Source organism: Paenarthrobacter sp. C1, assembly GCF_049315185.1.
GTDB classification, from domain to species: domain Bacteria; phylum Actinomycetota; class Actinomycetes; order Actinomycetales; family Micrococcaceae; genus Arthrobacter; species Arthrobacter nicotinovorans.
This window is the reverse complement of record NZ_CP186053.1, coordinates 397874-412140: the sequence shown is the minus strand read 5'-3', so window position 1 is coordinate 412140 and position 14267 is coordinate 397874. Positions and strand designations below refer to the sequence as shown.

29 protein-coding genes and 1 pseudogene are annotated in these 14267 nt (G+C 64.5%); 2 read left to right on the top strand and 28 right to left on the bottom strand.

The genetic code is table 11. The annotated features are described in order from the left end of the window. Positions 1-38: 38 nt before the first annotated feature. The 28 genes from ACNAOU_RS24970 to ligA all read right to left on the bottom strand — a co-directional run bounded on the left by ACNAOU_RS24970 (position 39) and on the right by ligA (position 13341). Complete coding sequence (locus ACNAOU_RS24970; RefSeq protein WP_422759156.1) at positions 39-548, bottom strand: hypothetical protein; 510 nt, start codon at positions 546-548, stop codon at positions 39-41. Next, positions 538-1251 carry a hypothetical protein gene (locus ACNAOU_RS24965; protein ID WP_422759155.1) on the bottom strand — a complete coding sequence of 238 codons (714 nt, stop codon included), beginning with the start codon at positions 1249-1251 and terminating at the stop codon, positions 538-540. The genes ACNAOU_RS24970 and ACNAOU_RS24965 overlap by 11 nt, the downstream gene beginning before the upstream one ends. A 225-nt stretch (positions 1252-1476) precedes the next feature. After that, positions 1477-2076, bottom strand: coding sequence for an oligoribonuclease (gene orn / locus ACNAOU_RS24960; RefSeq protein WP_422759154.1), 600 nt, complete (start codon positions 2074-2076; stop codon positions 1477-1479). 9 nt (positions 2077-2085) lie between these two features. Beyond that, positions 2086-2280 carry a hypothetical protein gene (locus ACNAOU_RS24955; protein WP_422759153.1) on the bottom strand — a complete coding sequence of 65 codons (195 nt, stop codon included), beginning with the start codon at positions 2278-2280 and terminating at the stop codon, positions 2086-2088. After that, positions 2273-2560, bottom strand: coding sequence for a hypothetical protein (locus ACNAOU_RS24950; RefSeq protein WP_422759152.1), 288 nt, complete (start codon positions 2558-2560; stop codon positions 2273-2275). Before ACNAOU_RS24950 ends, ACNAOU_RS24955 begins: the two co-directional genes overlap by 8 nt. A 59-nt stretch (positions 2561-2619) precedes the next feature. Next, the gene (locus ACNAOU_RS24945; protein WP_422759151.1) at positions 2620-3045 is read right to left on the bottom strand and encodes a hypothetical protein; all 426 of its coding nucleotides are present in this window, start codon (positions 3043-3045) and stop codon (positions 2620-2622) included. Further along, a complete protein-coding gene (locus ACNAOU_RS24940; RefSeq protein WP_422759150.1) occupies positions 3042-3230 on the bottom strand; it encodes a hypothetical protein in 189 nt (62 codons plus the stop codon). Before ACNAOU_RS24940 ends, ACNAOU_RS24945 begins: the two co-directional genes overlap by 4 nt. A 72-nt stretch (positions 3231-3302) precedes the next feature. Further along, a complete protein-coding gene (locus ACNAOU_RS24935; RefSeq protein WP_422759149.1) occupies positions 3303-3437 on the bottom strand; it encodes a hypothetical protein in 135 nt (44 codons plus the stop codon). Next, positions 3434-3658 (bottom strand): hypothetical protein, encoded by a 225-nt coding sequence (locus tag ACNAOU_RS24930; RefSeq protein WP_422759148.1) that lies wholly within the window; start codon positions 3656-3658, stop codon positions 3434-3436. The genes ACNAOU_RS24935 and ACNAOU_RS24930 overlap by 4 nt, the downstream gene beginning before the upstream one ends. 32 nt (positions 3659-3690) lie before the next feature. Continuing rightward, complete coding sequence (locus ACNAOU_RS24925; protein ID WP_422759147.1) at positions 3691-3903, bottom strand: hypothetical protein; 213 nt, start codon at positions 3901-3903, stop codon at positions 3691-3693. Continuing rightward, entirely contained in the window at positions 3900-4154 is a 255-nt protein-coding gene (pufQ, locus tag ACNAOU_RS24920; RefSeq protein ID WP_422759146.1) for a cytochrome PufQ, read from the bottom strand. The genes ACNAOU_RS24925 and pufQ overlap by 4 nt, the downstream gene beginning before the upstream one ends. Next, a complete protein-coding gene (locus ACNAOU_RS24915) occupies positions 4151-4366 on the bottom strand; it encodes a hypothetical protein (RefSeq protein ID WP_422759145.1) in 216 nt (71 codons plus the stop codon). The genes pufQ and ACNAOU_RS24915 overlap by 4 nt, the downstream gene beginning before the upstream one ends. A gap of 79 nt (positions 4367-4445) precedes the next feature. After that, positions 4446-4682, bottom strand: coding sequence for a hypothetical protein (locus ACNAOU_RS24910; protein ID WP_422759144.1), 237 nt, complete (start codon positions 4680-4682; stop codon positions 4446-4448). A gap of 14 nt (positions 4683-4696) precedes the next feature. Beyond that, positions 4697-5074 (bottom strand): hypothetical protein, encoded by a 378-nt coding sequence (locus ACNAOU_RS24905; RefSeq protein WP_422759143.1) that lies wholly within the window; start codon positions 5072-5074, stop codon positions 4697-4699. After that, positions 5067-5198 carry a hypothetical protein gene (locus ACNAOU_RS24900; protein ID WP_255527686.1) on the bottom strand — a complete coding sequence of 44 codons (132 nt, stop codon included), beginning with the start codon at positions 5196-5198 and terminating at the stop codon, positions 5067-5069. The genes ACNAOU_RS24905 and ACNAOU_RS24900 overlap by 8 nt, the downstream gene beginning before the upstream one ends. 1 nt (position 5199) lies before the next feature. After that, entirely contained in the window at positions 5200-5712 is a 513-nt protein-coding gene (locus tag ACNAOU_RS24895; RefSeq protein WP_422759142.1) for a hypothetical protein, read from the bottom strand. 87 nt (positions 5713-5799) lie between these two features. Further along, complete coding sequence (locus tag ACNAOU_RS24890) at positions 5800-6477, bottom strand: Panacea domain-containing protein (protein ID WP_422759141.1); 678 nt, start codon at positions 6475-6477, stop codon at positions 5800-5802. 9 nt (positions 6478-6486) lie between these two features. Beyond that, positions 6487-6732, bottom strand: coding sequence for a hypothetical protein (locus ACNAOU_RS24885; protein ID WP_422759140.1), 246 nt, complete (start codon positions 6730-6732; stop codon positions 6487-6489). A 52-nt stretch (positions 6733-6784) separates the two neighbouring features. After that, positions 6785-7015, bottom strand: coding sequence for a hypothetical protein (locus ACNAOU_RS24880; protein ID WP_422759139.1), 231 nt, complete (start codon positions 7013-7015; stop codon positions 6785-6787). Positions 7016-7112: 97 nt separating this feature from the next. After that, positions 7113-7670, bottom strand: coding sequence for a hypothetical protein (locus tag ACNAOU_RS24875; protein ID WP_422759138.1), 558 nt, complete (start codon positions 7668-7670; stop codon positions 7113-7115). A 79-nt stretch (positions 7671-7749) separates the two neighbouring features. Beyond that, a complete protein-coding gene (locus ACNAOU_RS24870) occupies positions 7750-8208 on the bottom strand; it encodes a hypothetical protein (RefSeq protein WP_422759137.1) in 459 nt (152 codons plus the stop codon). Then, positions 8205-8885 carry a hypothetical protein gene (locus tag ACNAOU_RS24865; RefSeq protein WP_422759136.1) on the bottom strand — a complete coding sequence of 227 codons (681 nt, stop codon included), beginning with the start codon at positions 8883-8885 and terminating at the stop codon, positions 8205-8207. Before ACNAOU_RS24865 ends, ACNAOU_RS24870 begins: the two co-directional genes overlap by 4 nt. Next, complete coding sequence (locus tag ACNAOU_RS24860) at positions 8882-9316, bottom strand: hypothetical protein (protein WP_422759135.1); 435 nt, start codon at positions 9314-9316, stop codon at positions 8882-8884. Before ACNAOU_RS24860 ends, ACNAOU_RS24865 begins: the two co-directional genes overlap by 4 nt. Before the next feature lie 66 nt (positions 9317-9382). Beyond that, positions 9383-9805 (bottom strand): hypothetical protein, encoded by a 423-nt coding sequence (locus tag ACNAOU_RS24855; protein WP_422759134.1) that lies wholly within the window; start codon positions 9803-9805, stop codon positions 9383-9385. Between the two features lie 60 nt (positions 9806-9865). After that, positions 9866-10417 carry a hypothetical protein gene (locus ACNAOU_RS24850; RefSeq protein WP_422759133.1) on the bottom strand — a complete coding sequence of 184 codons (552 nt, stop codon included), beginning with the start codon at positions 10415-10417 and terminating at the stop codon, positions 9866-9868. 42 nt (positions 10418-10459) lie between these two features. Beyond that, positions 10460-10831 (bottom strand): hypothetical protein, encoded by a 372-nt coding sequence (locus tag ACNAOU_RS24845; protein WP_422759132.1) that lies wholly within the window; start codon positions 10829-10831, stop codon positions 10460-10462. Positions 10832-10836: 5 nt separating this feature from the next. Further along, the gene (locus ACNAOU_RS24840; protein WP_422759131.1) at positions 10837-11157 is read right to left on the bottom strand and encodes a hypothetical protein; all 321 of its coding nucleotides are present in this window, start codon (positions 11155-11157) and stop codon (positions 10837-10839) included. A gap of 75 nt (positions 11158-11232) precedes the next feature. Continuing rightward, positions 11233-13341 (bottom strand): NAD-dependent DNA ligase LigA, encoded by a 2109-nt coding sequence (ligA, locus tag ACNAOU_RS24835; RefSeq protein WP_422759130.1) that lies wholly within the window; start codon positions 13339-13341, stop codon positions 11233-11235. 302 nt (positions 13342-13643) lie between these two features. Between ligA and ACNAOU_RS24830 the strand changes: the two are divergent. Together ACNAOU_RS24830 and ACNAOU_RS24825 are read left to right on the top strand one after the other, a co-directional pair. Further along, positions 13644-13739: pseudogene (locus ACNAOU_RS24830) on the top strand (DUF2510 domain-containing protein); the annotation flags it as partial. A gap of 290 nt (positions 13740-14029) precedes the next feature. Continuing rightward, complete coding sequence (locus ACNAOU_RS24825) at positions 14030-14254, top strand: hypothetical protein (RefSeq protein ID WP_422759257.1); 225 nt, start codon at positions 14030-14032, stop codon at positions 14252-14254. Positions 14255-14267: the final 13 nt, after the last annotated feature.

Genomic DNA, 14267 nt, shown 5'->3' with positions numbered 1-14267 from the left:
GCGTGCCGCCGGGGTAAGGCTGGTGGCCGGCCGTGCGGTTAGTCCCCGGTGTGCGGGATGAGGCGGACCTTGGCTTCCCAACCGAAGTAATCCCTCAGCGGCTCGTACCGGGGCGGCAGGTAGCGGATGCTGTCGTAGTCACCGCGCAGCTCCTCGATCTCCGTCAGCGGGACGCCGGCGGCGATGCGATCGTGCACGTCCTGCGGGTAGGTCTCGGCCCCGGTCAACAGCCCTGTGAAGTACATCCGGCCGCCGCTGGACGATTCCAGGTTCACGGAGAGGAATTCGAGGCTGGCCAGCAGGCACCGGTCCCCGTCGTCTTCGACGATGCCAGGCGGGGCGTAGGAGTTGAGCTCGAAGATGCTCCGGCCGTGGCGCAGGCCGCCCTCCAGATCGGCGCCTTTGAGTGTCACGGGGGAGCGGAGGAGGTCGTCGTGTTCGTACCGGGGGACGCGTGCGTGTGGACCGGGCTCGATGTTGATGTAGGCGTCATAGAAGCCGTCACCGGTGATGGTCAAAGGGGTGAAGGTGCTCTCGTCAGTGTGCATGGTGCTGCCTTTCTGAGGTGATGCCGGGAAGGTCATCCCGGATCCCAAGCAGGTAGTCATTCCGGATGGCGTCCTGTTCGAGTCTGGCCACCCGGTCCTTCTTCGCCTGGAGGCTGGCTTCGAAATCGGCCAGGTCGGCACGGGCTTCGTCCAGGTCCTGCAGGCCCCGGCTCCGCTCGCCCGGAAGCATGTGGAGCAGGTGCCGTTCTACATTCGGTGCGAAGACGGTGTCCTCACCGGTGCGCTGCAGATGTTCGACGCGCATCCTTCGAATGGCTTCCTCGTCTGATATGCGCTGAATCGACGGGCCTTGCTCCGGGGCGAGGTTGGTTGTCCGGATGATGGCGAAGCCCTTGACCATTTCGGCGCCGGTGACCGCATTGAAGCTCAGGTCATGGCGGGTGGAAACCCAGACGGGTGTGTCCCAGCCGGTAGGGAACTGGTCCTCCCGATGGTCGCTGAACCTGTAGACGATGCCGAACGCGACCCGGCGGAGGTATTCGACATATGCCCCCGCCGTGGCGGAGTCGTCATGTTCGCGCAGCGACGGGTCGAGGGCGAGGCCGTCAGCAAAGGGACGGTGGCGGAACAGCCCGTTGAGCCGCTTGGCACTGCCGAAACCGGACACGTAGAGCTGGGCGCCGTGGGGGAACGCGTCGAGCGCTTCCACGAGACCACCGAGGGTGAGTTGCTGGGATTCCATGGAACCCATGTGTGCGGAAAGGCCGCCCCAGCTCACCGGGACGGCCTTTCTTCTTGTCGGCTGAGAGGATTTGAACCTCATCTCCGGGACCTGTTCCCGGTGCTCTGGAGCTCGCATGTCCGCGGTGCCGTGAGGGACTAGTATCCGGCCCTTTGCGCTGCTTCGCTCACACCTGGTTGAACTATCAGCCGTCGGGACGCCGCCGGCCTAAGCTGGCGGTGGGGCTTACTGGTTGCCGAGCAGGTGCAACCCGGCCCGGTAGTAGCGCAGTTCGTTGACGCCGGCGCGGATGTCGGTCAGCGCAGTGTGGTCGCTGAGCTTGGGCGGCATGGCTTTCCAGTAGTCGTAGGCCCAGCGGCGCACGAGCTCGCCCAGGCCGGAGATGTCGATGACGCGGTAGTCCATGTTGCTTCGGGTCAGCGGGAAGAACTTCTCGGTCACATCGAAGTCGAACTTCACCGAGTTGCCGCCGATGACCATGCCCCGGTACGGTCTGCCGTCGGGCAGAGTTTCCCCACGGGTCGGGAAGTACGGCGCCGCGAATGTTGCCAGGGCCTCGTCGAAGTCCTGGACGGTGACCGCTGAGGCGCGTACCTTCTCCAGCAACCCGGTCGTGGTATGCATATTCACCACGAAGTCGTCCATGTGGGACAGCTCCTCCTCGGTGGCATGGATGACCATGCCCTCGAAGACGGCAAGCTCATTCAACTGGCCGTCGGTGATGATGGCGGCGCCTTCGAGCGGGACCGTGTTCGGGTTGTCCATCTTGCCGGTGGTCTCATAGTCGACCCACAGGATGTTGTCGGCGCTGGGAGTGATCGTCATGTCGGTCCTTCAGTCGTTGTGGGGGTTGGAGGTCAGGTCGGCGCGGCCGTCCCAGTCTCGGAGGGCTTCGGTGCCGTCACGCCAGGCGGCGGCAAGTTCTGGGTCATCGTACGGGCAGTCGGAGGCGTCCACATCGCCAAAGATGTCGGCGGGGATTTCAGCGCCGGCCACCCAGGCAGTGGACAGGTCCGCGCGTTCAGGCACGGTAGCCGCTTCGTTCCAGGGCGAGGCTGATGTCCAGCAGCGGTTCCAGTCCGCAGTGGTGCTCGTGAGGGCATCCTTCCGGGGCGCTCAAGCTGGAAGCCGCGCACGTGCATTCACGGAGATCCACTGAGAGGATGCCGTCCCGAATGACCAGGTCATTCTCGGCGGGAGCCTCCGGCGCCGGGTGCTTCTTCAGCAGGGCCACCAGCTGTGACTTGGTCACGGTGCCGGAAGCGTTGATCGCTGCCTGGAGTGCCTGGTGCAGGGTCGTGGTCGTCATGGCCGTCATGTGTGCGGCGCAGCCGGTCTGGCTCCCCGACACGCGGCCGGGTGCAGGGGTCAGTCGTTCGTGGCGGTGGGGTGGCGGAGGTGGTTTGAGGCCTGGATCCAGCCGAGGTTGGTTTCATCGCTCCAGCGGAGCCAGCGCATGGCGCAGCGGGTGGCAGCTTCTTCCTCCAGTTTGTCGGCCAGGCGCAGCCGCTCGGCCTTCGCGACACCGGCAGTTTCGGCGATGCCAGCCGTCTCCAGCAGGTCAGCGATGTGGTGGGCATGTTCGGTCCAGATGGTGTCATTGCCGACCAGGTCCGCATGGCTGGACTGAAAGCCGCACCCTTCACCCATGCAGTCGATGATGACGGGCCGGCCATCGACGACTGTGGGATTTGGCCAGTGGTTGACCAGGATGCCGGCGATGATGTCCTTGCCTGTGGTTTCGGCTGGATGTGACTGTGGGCGGTCTTGAGTCCTGCCGGTGGTGTGCATCATGCCTCCGTTGCGGCGGTCAGGTCGGTGAACTTGTACGCGTCCGAGGGGCGGGATGCGTACTGGCGGGCGGGGTCGAGGCTGGATGCCGTCTGGGCGCGGCGGCCGTCAGCGGTTTTCCACGGCCCGGGGACTTCGTTGGTCCAGCCATCCCAGTCGCGGAGCCATTCGGTCCCTTCTGCGTCCACGGCGCGGTAGGCGGGCAGGCTCGGGGGCTTCGGCCCGGTGTTGCCCCATCCTTCGGAGAACAGGTCGCGGACCTACTTTTCCTCGACGATGGTGATCGGGTGTCGGATCACCGGGGTGACGGTGTGCGGGCAGCCGAGGTTGCAGACCTCCTCGTATGTGGTGCCTTTCTCGTCGATGGCGACCACCGACCCGGCGCCGAAGCTCATTTCCGGCCCCGTCGGTGACCGGCCAGGACGCGGACGGCCCGGGCACTGAAGACGAACGGGGCGATGGCGAGGGCGGCGATGCCTACGGGAACTGCCAGAAGAGCCGTCCCGAGCAACGCCACCACGGCTTCACCGTTGGTGGGCGATTCGTAGTCCTCGGAGTCGGAGGTGAACTGGAAGAGATCGACGGGGGAGGTGGTCGAGGCTGATGCGGATGTCATGGGCATCATGTGTACGGACCCGGGGCCAGAGGTCACCGCTTCGCGAGGGCCGCGTCGGTGAGCCGCTTGGCGTGCTCGGCGGCCTTCTTCGCTTTCGATTTGTTGGACGCACTGCCGTTCTCCTGGGCCACGAAGAGGTGGATGTTGGACCCGTCCTCGTATTTCAGGCTCCAAAGGACGTACCCGGAATGTCGGACCGTTTCGTATTCGATGACGGTCTGTAAGGGTTCCTTGTCGCTGCTCACGAGAGACGCTCCTTCACGGGTTCTTGTGGGCTGGTCTCGTCACCGCGGTACGGGTTGCAGCGGTTCGGGCCATAGCCGGGCACATCCCATGCAGCCGCAGTCCGCTCGTCGGCGACGCCGGTGAGGTAGCCCTCACGCCAGACTGGGGCCAAGGCGCCATGGGTGGGCGAGAGTGCCTGGCGCCGGGTTGCCAGGAACCAGGTCAGCAGAGCAGTGGGTATTGCGGTCGCGAGGATCAGGGTGATGATCATGCCGGCACCCCATCCGAGGCAGCGCCAAAGCGGGCGGAGTCGGTTTCGTGGCGGACCACGTAGCGCAGACCGTTCCGCTCAACTTCGACGTGCTTGCCTGCGAGCTGGATTTCGACCGAGCCGTCGGACATGACGGTCAGCTGAAGGAGGCCTTCTACTGTTGCCTGGGTGGAGCCGCCGACCGTCTCAACGGTGAGCCGCGGGTGTGCCATGGTGGTGCCTTCCGGGATCGGGAGAAATGTTTCTACTGGTCATGTGTGCGGAACCAGCAGGCCAGCTCCCCGGCCCGGCTTAGAGCCCCAACTCCTGGCGGACGGCGTCGCGGTGCTCGGGCGCGACATAGGCGAGTCTCGGATGGAATGGCGCGATGGTCATGCCGTTGACCGCGTCATCCCGCGCCACGTAGACGCCGTCATTGGCCAGACGGATGGTGACGAGCCCGTTCTCCACGCTCATCCAAAGAACGCCGTCGATGGTGATCTGGGTGGAGTCGCCGGACGTTTCGGTGGTGACCTTGTGCTGGGACATGGCGGTGCCTTTCGTCAGGAGTTGGTCTTACCGGGCGCCGGTGGTGCTGCGATGCCCCAGTGGAGGGACATCTCCCACTGCGCCGGGCGGAGGGTGAACGTGTGTTTGCCGCCTCGGAAGGAGGACTCCCAAAACATGAGATGGAACATCGTTTCGTGGAGCGCGCCGACGACCGACTCGCAGCCGGACCAGCCGCCTGTGATCAGGGTCAGGCGCTTCTCAGGCCGGCCGTAGTCATTGGTGAAGTCCTCCAGCATGGAACGGCCGTTGTGCATGAGGGACCGCACGTAGGCGACCAGTTCCTCTGCCGTCCCATGGAAGGTTCTGAGGTGGTCAAGAGCCTCGTCAGTGGGGTAGCCGTCCTCGTCGATCAGTTCGTCAGGGTCAGTCATCCTGGTCCTCGGGGTGGCCGGTGTTGAGCGTTCCGCCGTTGCGGACCGGTACCTGGGACCAGTCGGTGGAACCGTCTTCGCGTTCGGCGTCCTTGGCAGCGTAGTAGTCGGACAGGTAGCCCATATCAATGCCCCTTGTTCCGGTCGCGAAACCTGCGAAGGTAGTCACCAAGGCTGGGGAGGTACTCGATGCCCTGCTTGCTGGCTGCCGCGACCACGCACGCGAGACTCAGGCCTATCAAACCGAACGGGACGAGGAGGCCATCGAGCACGAGTGCCCAGGGTCCTTCGAAATTACCGCCGTCGATGAATTTGATGCAGAGGATTGTGATCAGTATCAGTATCAGGTTCGCGGCAAAAGCGGTTTCGACGATCAAGTAGATGCGGCTGAACCTGCGAATGCGATCGGACATGGCGTCGGAGTGCTGCGCATTGGCCTGCTGCTCAGCTCGCCATCGGGCGACCGCGTCTTCAACACTGGCTCCAGCAGCCGTGTTGATGGGCGGCAACAGCCCAAGCCACCCGGCTGCATATTCAGACGCGTTTTCCTCGTCGGCGAACCTTGCGATCGGGTGGCCGCCAGTGTTGACGACCAGATACGGGAGGGCCTGATCGGGGTCGGAAGTCTGGGCGTTCATGACGAGCGTCCTTTCAGTCGTAGGGCGGCGGTGCTAAATTCCATGCACCGCATGTGTGGGGCAGTGGCTGGATAGCTCACCGGGCGGCTACTCCCGGTGCAGCCGCCATTCCTCCCTGGCTTCGTCCTCCGACTCGGGCCAGTTTCCGATGAAGCTGGCAGCCTTGGCGCCGCAGCTGCACTTCCAGTACCAACCCTCGAAGTGATCGTCCTCAACGTAGGCGGACGCGGGGCTGGGGCCAATCAGCGTGTGCTCGACCGACCGGGTATCCGGCACTTCGTCGGCGTACTGGTCCATGAACCGATTGGCGTAGGCGGTCCGGTCCTCCGGTGCGTCGTCGAGGGCCTTGAAGAATGCCATGAGCTCGGCCAGGTCGATCACCGGCCAGGGCTCCTCGTCGGTGGCGCGCGCGACGGCCAGCATGCACGGCGCCTGGGCGTTCGCGAACTTGCCCAAAGTGATGCCGGACAGGTCGCCGTACTGGCTGACGACGGCCTCCAGCACCCTGGCGTGGTCATCGGTCACTGCTGCGGCGTTGCCGGCCAGCCACGAGGACTCCGTGGCCCCGTCCTTCTGGTGCGGGAACATCGCAGGGATGAACGGTCCACCTTTGCGCGTGCGGATCTCCTCGTGGAACAAAGGCTCGCCGGTCCAGGCCAGGTGCCAGCCTTGAGCGAAGTAGGCCATCTTGTGCAGGGACGATGTGCTCGAGTGTCCGCCTTTGCGGGCCAGCAGGAAAGCGATTGCGTCGTGGACGGTGGTCATAGAGGCTCCTTAGAATCCGACGCCGAAGCTGACGCTGCCGCCCGGCGACATGACCAGTCCCCCGCCGAGGTCGTAGCCGACGCCGACTTTGCCGTTGATGCCGATGGTGGGGCCGAACCCGCCGCCGGTGTCAGTGCTGGACACGCTTGAGGGCTCGGGAGTCGGGGTCGGACTCGGGGAGCGCCCTTCGCCGCAGCCAGTGAGGAGGATTACGGAGAGGAGGGTGGCAGCCGTCAGTGCCGAAGAGGTCTTCATGACAGCCATGTGTGCGGACACGGGAGCCGGGCTCACCGCGCCCGGGCCCCTGCTATGAGGCGAACGAGCGCGGGATTTCCAGTCCGGCCCGGCGGAGCTTGGCGACGAGGTTCTTCTGGGCGCGGTGGTCGCCGGGGGTTCCTGAGTAGAAGACGGGCTGGACGGTGGTGTACGGGCTGCAGAACTTCACGTGCCCGCTGTTGGTGCGGCCGAACTCCCACCCCTGGGATTCAGCCAGCTTGACTAGGTTGCGGAGGTCTTTGGGAGCGTTGGTGTTTGCCATGCTCCTCATGTGTGCGGCGATCCGTAAGTCCCTCACCGTTTTGGGCACGCCTGAAGACCCGCCGCCCATAGGAGGGCGGACGGGCCTCGGCGAGGGGTCAGGAAACGACCAGGACCTCGTTGCTGTTGTACCCGTCGTCGTATTCGTCGTCGATCTCCGGGCTGAAGCTGATCGCGACGTTCGTCAGCGTCTGGGGCTTTGTCATGGCAGTGACGGCCGGGACGCCCACGCCAAGCGACGGGGTGATCAGTTCAAACTCGATCGACGATTCGGTCTGTTGGCCGGCCGCTTCGATGGTCAGTTCAGCGTTCCACTCGAAGGTCCGGAACGGTGCGGAGATCGCGTTGGCCCGTTCCCTGAGCAGCGGTGCGGCCTCCTGCAGTGAGTCGAAGGCCTCCATCTCTTCGTCTGTGACGAGGTCGCCCAGCAGCGCCATGAAGAGCTCAGTGCCTTCTTCGTCATCATGGAGGTGTTGGAGGGCGGCCAGGACCAGGGCGTAGGTGTCGCCGGTGGCCTTCAAAGTGATGCGGGGGCGGGTGCCGTCGGGGTTGGCGGGTACGTCCACCGCGTCCGGGACGGGGATGCTGAGGCTGATGACAGCCTTCTCGTCGCCGGCGGGGTTTTCGGCCAGGTACTTACGGTCAAGGGTTCTCATGGGACCTATGTGTGCGGACACGCGGGGCCCCCTCCCCGGAGGCCGGGAAAGAGAACTTTCCGGCGGCTGCCGCCGGCGTTCATGGGGTTGCTACGGGCCGGTGCGGGATCCAGCCCATCCCGAGACATGGGGGGCAGGACAGCCAGGAATCATGAACGGATACAAAGGGGTATGCAGCGATCCGGCCGGAGCAGTGGCAGGTGGCGCAGGCGTTTCCGCGTTCCTGGCGAGCCCATTCCTCGAGGACCTCGTAGACTTCGTGGCTGCCTGCCCCGACAAGGAGGCCGTTCTCCTCGTCGTAGCTGAGGCCGTAAGGGCTCCAATCACCGGCGAAGTCGTACTCTTCGTCGCCGTCCCAGGAATTGATGACGGTCCACGCTTCGGCAGTCGCTCCGTTCGGCATGGTGATCCGGTGGACGTTGCGGGTCTCGTCGTCGACGGTTTCGATGGCACGTGCGGCGAAGAGCGGTTCGGGGACATGCTTCGGCCAGTCGGACCAGGGGCTTGGCCGGGACTGGTCAGGGTGCGGAAGGGTCATCGTGGCCCGCGTTCTGATTCATGCTTCGTTGCGAAGGCAACCAGCTGGGTGTACTGCTCGTCGGCCATCTCCCGGATCCACGCCGGCAGGTCGTCGTTGTAGCGGGGATTCCCCTGCCAGTCGGCGCCCCCGCCCCAGTCTGCGAACACCCGCGGGTTGGTGTTCCAGTCAGCGTGATGGGCGGTGATCCGATGACGGTCATGGCGGTATGGGTCCTTCGGGTTGAAGGTGTGCCAGATGCTCAACGTCGCGGGCGGGAACGACATAGAGGGGTTGTGGATGGAGGGGACAGCAGGAGCGTCCTCCAGGATCCAGTCGCGGTCCACCGCATAGGTCCAGAGGTCTTCGATTCCGGTGTTGGTGCTCGTGGCGTTCGCCATCAGGTCTTTATGGACGACCTCGGACAGTTCCCGGATCCACTCTGGGATCGGGTCATGGTTGTAGCCGTTGGTCCAGTGGGCCGAGAGGTTGTCGTTTCTGTCCGCGGGCCAGGCGTAGATGTGAAGGCTGTGGTCTTTGACTGGTTGCTCGGCATCGGCGCACCACCAGATGCGCAGGTCGGCGGGCGCGAACGTCCGGTCGCGGTCAAGATAGGAGCGGACCGGCTCGGCGTCCGTGAGGGCCCAGCGGCGCTGCAGTGAACGGCTCTGGGTGATCTTCTTCAGCACCCGCTTCACGACGCCTTCCCGAGGTCGTTGAACTGGACGATCGTCGGGAAAGCAAAGAACGGGTCGTCGGTGACCCAAAGGGCAACATCATGGCCGACCAAGTCGGAAAGCTGGCGGGTCATCACTGTCGCCGCGGGGATGTTACGCGGTGGACTGAAGGCGCTGGCGCGGCGTGCCGATCCGTCGCTGGAGATATAGCTGACGTGGTCGCAGAAGCCGTGGGCCGTCGGATACAGATCGACGACCTTGATGGTGGCGTTTATCCGGCGAACCCTGGGTGTGTAGACGGGTTCGGAGCTGCCGGCAGCCTCAGCAGCGCAGTCCAGGACCATCTTCACGATGCCCTTGGCGTGGTCGCGCTGAACGTCGATGAGTTGGCGTTGCAGTACCAGGTCGGTGACAGCTTCAAGGTCGGTTGAGACGGTGGCAGTGGTTTCCATGCCGGTCATGTGTGCGGACGGACATGGTTTGGTTCCCGGCACCTGGCAGGTGGAGGAGGAACCAGATCAGGGGTTCGGGAGCTTGCTGTCCAGGTTTGGGATTGCGCTGGTGGCGGGAGAACCGGCGTTGACGTCTGCCTGGGAGTCCTTGGCTTCAATTTCGCCACGGGACCGGTCGCGCTTTCGTGCTGCTTTGAATTTGTCCCACTTGGCCTTGGCCGCAGGGATAACGTCCTCCTGCAGACGCTCCTTGATTTCGGGAGCATGGGCGATGGCGAGGGCTGCCGCGGACGTCACGGCAGTTGCCAGGATCTGCTCCCCAAGGCTGGAGCCCTCCCCGACTCTTACCTCCGCCGGCCCGAGGGTCTTCCCGGTCTTCTTGTCGAAAAGCAGGGCGCTGTCAGCCCCAGGAGTTCCGGTCGAGTTCCCAAGCCGTGCCCCTTTCGGAATGCGGATCTTCCCCGATACCCACTCGCCGTCCTGTTTCACTGCACTCCTCTGTCTGAACGTCCTCTGCAGGATCCTACAGACTGGGTCGTGCTGGGCGCTCTACCAGTCCCGCTCCTCGGTCATGATGACGACGATGCCCCCGTCGACCCGGACACCGGAGACGTGCTGCTGGCTCGACTCGCCGTACTCAGCCACCCAGACGCCGGTCCGGTCGGTGACCGGGTAGTCGCCGCCCTTGTAGCCGGTGATGCCACTCTTGCCGAAGCGGCGCAGGTCTTTGAGGACGTCAGCGACCGTCTGCGGCTCGCGGCCGTTCGGTTCGATGCGGAGTTCGTCGTGGTAGCCGCGGTAGGAGCCAATGCTCCCGGGGTGTGACTTCCGGACGAGGCATTCGACGACGACGGACGCGTTCCGCGGCTGCTTGGCAAGGGCGGCAACGATCGGGCCAAAGGTGGACGCTTCGACGGGCACGCCGTGGGCCGGCTGCTTCAGCTTGGCCGGCGAAACCAAATAGGTCAGCCTTTCCACCTCGGCAAGGAGGACCTCCTGGGAGGACTCCACCATGTGGGGGTGGGCGCGGCCCTCCCTGGCCTTCTGGGCGACGTAGCGGTGGTGGTTGATGTCGAAGGCGGGAAGCGTGTCAGTGTCCATGCACTTCATGTGTGCGGAGGACCAGCTAGCGCTGCCCGGTTCTCACCTGGCCGTATGCTGTGCCGTCGAGACTACCCAAACGACGACTGGAATCATGAGAATGGGAGTGACGCTGAGCCACACCATGATGTCCACCAGCGTGATGCCTCGTCGTCCCTCCGATGCTTCCGATACCGGACGGGTGGCAAGGGACGTCGCCCTAAGGTACCGCCAACCAACATGGAGAGCACCAGCAATCAATGCCGCGACGGACGCGGTTGTGAAGGAGCCGGCGGCGCCGCCAGGCAGCAGGATTGCAATGCCCATGATGATGCTGAAGACAGCGAAGGTGAGCGGGAGAGCCCGCACTGCGTGCCCGGGGTTGTTGCGAAACCAGTCAGTGAAGCTCTGGGGCTTTGCGTGGAGATGTGCCATGCGGTCTAGGTCCAGTCGGTGTGGACGATGATGGTGGTCCGGGAGAGGGCGCGTATAGCGGCGCCCGGCCGGTACCCGTTCTCTGCAGCGTACTGCGCGTCTGCCAGAGACCGGAACCCGCCGTTGTAGGACGTGTCGACGCGCCCGTCGTAGGTCAGCACTCCGTACTGCGGTGTGGCTTTCAGGGCCTCGCCGGCAGACTCAATCACTGTGCGGACAAGCACTTCGGCTTCTTCGCGCGGGACGCCCAGCAGTTCCCGCTCCATGATGAGGTCGGTGATCCTGCTGATGTCGTTTACGGGCTGAACCGGGGAGTCTGTCGTCATGAAATCCATGTGTGCGGATACGACAAGGGGCCTCCCCACCGAAGCAGAGAGGCCCCTTGGTGGCGTCCGTGCGGGCTACGCCTCGCCGTCCTCCAGCATCTGGGCGAACTCTTCGGGAGTGACGATCCGAATGCCCAGCTCTTTTGCTTTGGTCCACTTCGACGAGCCCTCTTCGCCACATACCAACAGGTCGGTGGTCTTGGAGACGGAGCCGGAGGCCTTGCCTCCGTTGGCTTCGATGAGCTCCTGGACACCGCTGCGGGACAGCGACGCGAGGGTCGGGGCGCCCTTGACGCTGCCTGTGACAACCACCGAAAGCGGCTGCCCGTCCGGCTTGGCCAGCTTCGGGCCCTTCGCTCCTGCTGCCGGCTTCGGCTTAGGAGCCCCCATGTTCACGCCCGCTGCACGGAGTTTCGCGATGACCGGCTCGTTCTTCTTCAGCTGCTCGTGGATGACCTCGGCCTTCTTCTGGCCGATGCCTTCGACGTTGGCCAGCTGGGAGACGGTGGCGGCCTGGAGGGCTTCCATCGTCTCGAACTGGGCGGCCAGGCGCCGGCCGAAGGTGCGGCCCGTGAACCGCATGGACAGTGACGTGATGACCCGGTTCAGCGGCTGGGACTTGGCCTTCTCGATCTCGGCCATGATCTTGGCCGCGTTCTTCTGGCCCAGAGTACGGGAGGCACCGGTAGAGGTCTCACCCATGTCCAGGTCCGCGAGCTGGTCCTCGGTGAGGGAGAACAGATCCCCGACGTCCTTGACCAGGTCTTTCTCGATCAGCGCGTCGCCGATGGAACCGCCGAGGCCTTCAATGTCGAAGCCGGCGTCGCGGGACGCGGCATACGCGATGCGGCCGCTGACACTGCATTCGGGTGTGTGGCAACGCCAGAGCTCAGTGCTCTTGTCGAACGGCTCGCCGCACTGCGGGCAGACGGCCGGCGGAGCCCACGGCTGGGAGCTCTCGTCGCGGAGATCGGCACGCGGCAAATGAACTTGGGGGATGATGTCGTTGGCCTTGAACGCCATGACGGTGTCGCCGATCCGCATGTCGGCAGCCTGGAGGTGCCCGACGTTGTGGAGCGAGGCGTATTCGACGACGGATCCATCCACCTCAACGGGCGTGAGCCGGGCACGGATGGACAGCCGACCGGTCTTGCCGATGTTGTACTCGATGTCCTCGATCACGGTCGGTTCTTCAACGGCCGGGTACTTGTAGGCCACTGCCCACTTCGGCGCCCGGGAGCCTTCGCCCAGCTCGGCGCGCTCGGCCGCGGTGTTGACCTTCAGAACGGCCCCGTCCATGAGGAAGCCGAGGCCCTTGCGTTCGGCGCCCAGGGCAGCGATCGCAGCCATCGGGTCTTCTGCCTCCAGGACGGATTGGGGAAGCAGTGACCGGGCTGTGGTGAAGCCCATGCCTTCCAGCTTCTCCATGTTGTCGAGGTGGTCGGCCTTCTCGTCGATGGTTGTTGAGTAGGCGGCGAAGGAGAACAGGCCAGCGTAGGTGCCGTCCTGCTTGTTAAGCATCCCGGCGACGCCGTTGCGGGCGTTGGCGAACGGCGCCTTGCCCGATGCCTGGCGGATAGCGTTGGCCTTGGCCTTGTTCTCGTCGTTCAGGTACAGCTCGCCGCGGACTTCGAAGTCACCCTCGCCGGCCACCTCAGGCAGGCCCTCAACGCCGCGGACGCGGTCAGTGACGTCCTCGCCGGTGTAGCCGTCACCGCGGCGGGCGGCGCGGACCATCTTGCCGTCCTCGTACCGGACACTGATGGCCAGTCCGTCGATCTTGGGCTCAATGACGGCGTTCGGGTGCTTGGCCGCGAACTCGATGACGGCTTCCTCGCCCGGCTTCTCCAGAGACTTCATCGGGGTGGCGTGCTCGACGTCTCCGCCGATCGCACCGCCGTGACCGATGGTGTCGTGCAGGTCGTGCTCCGGTTCGATGCCGTGTGCTTCCTCGTAGGAAGCGATCCGGGACAGGAGCCGGTCAAAGTCAGCGTCAGTCATTTCCTCGACGTCGGTCGTCTCGTAGGCGCGGGCGGCCGAGAGTGCGTCGGTGACTGCTGCGTCGTACTCCTCTTTGCTGGCGAAATTTGCCAGCCCGAGGTTCGGTTCTGCGTGGGTCGTTGCGGCGAATTCGCCGCCGACGGGGATGCCTTTGGGCTGCCGGTTCTGGGGTGCTGGGCTCATAAATCTGCCTTTGATTGTTGTGAACTTCCTACACCTTGATGTGTGCGGCGAACCACGCGAAAATACCCGCACCGTTAGGTGGCTGGTGAACCGCGTTGCGGGCACCATCATGAAAGCACAGCGACTGGTCTGGACATATGGGGAGGACACCCCATGACCGACGCCGTGGCAGGTGCCTGCGTGGACCCCAGCTTCCGCTTAGGCCTTTGAAAAGTCCGCCACCCAAGAGCCTCCATCCGGTTTTATGATGGTCCTATCGCGCCCGGTGAAAACTGAGGCAGCAACGGGATAGGTGCATCACTATGACAGTGCCTCCTGGCTGGTATCCAGATCCGAGTATTCCAGGTCAGCTACGTTGGTGGGACGGGCACACCTGGACGCAAGATGTGCGCCCTCTGGAGACGGCTTCAGACGCTCCTCATCTGGGAGGCCGCGCCAACCCGGGCAGCAGTGCAGCTCCGGCTCGTCCGCGAATTCTCCGACTCGGAACCTCGACCTATATTGCGGCAGCTCTTCTGGGTCTCCTCGCTATCCCGTTCGCAGCAACCGGCGGACTCCTTGTGTGGCTTCTCCTGGTGGCCCTGGTCGTGCTTTTGACCGGCCTATACACTCTGGCAACCGGACGCAGGTCATGGGCGCACATCGGTGGGCGGGGACTTGGGGGCATTGTTGCCAGCGCAAGTCTCGTATGCCTTTTCGGGACCCTCGCTGCAGTAGGCTCGACGCTCCCGGTTGGCGCCAGGTCTCCACTGGCGCCGACATCGGCGGCAGCGCCACCACCCATTACCGATTCAGTGACACCATCGCCGACACCAAGCTCTCCACCTCCGCCCAGCCCAAGCACTTTTCCGACGTCATCAGCGCCTTCGCTCTCTCCACCAGCGACGTCCTCGGTGACGCCGCAGCCATCTGAACAACCGACAACG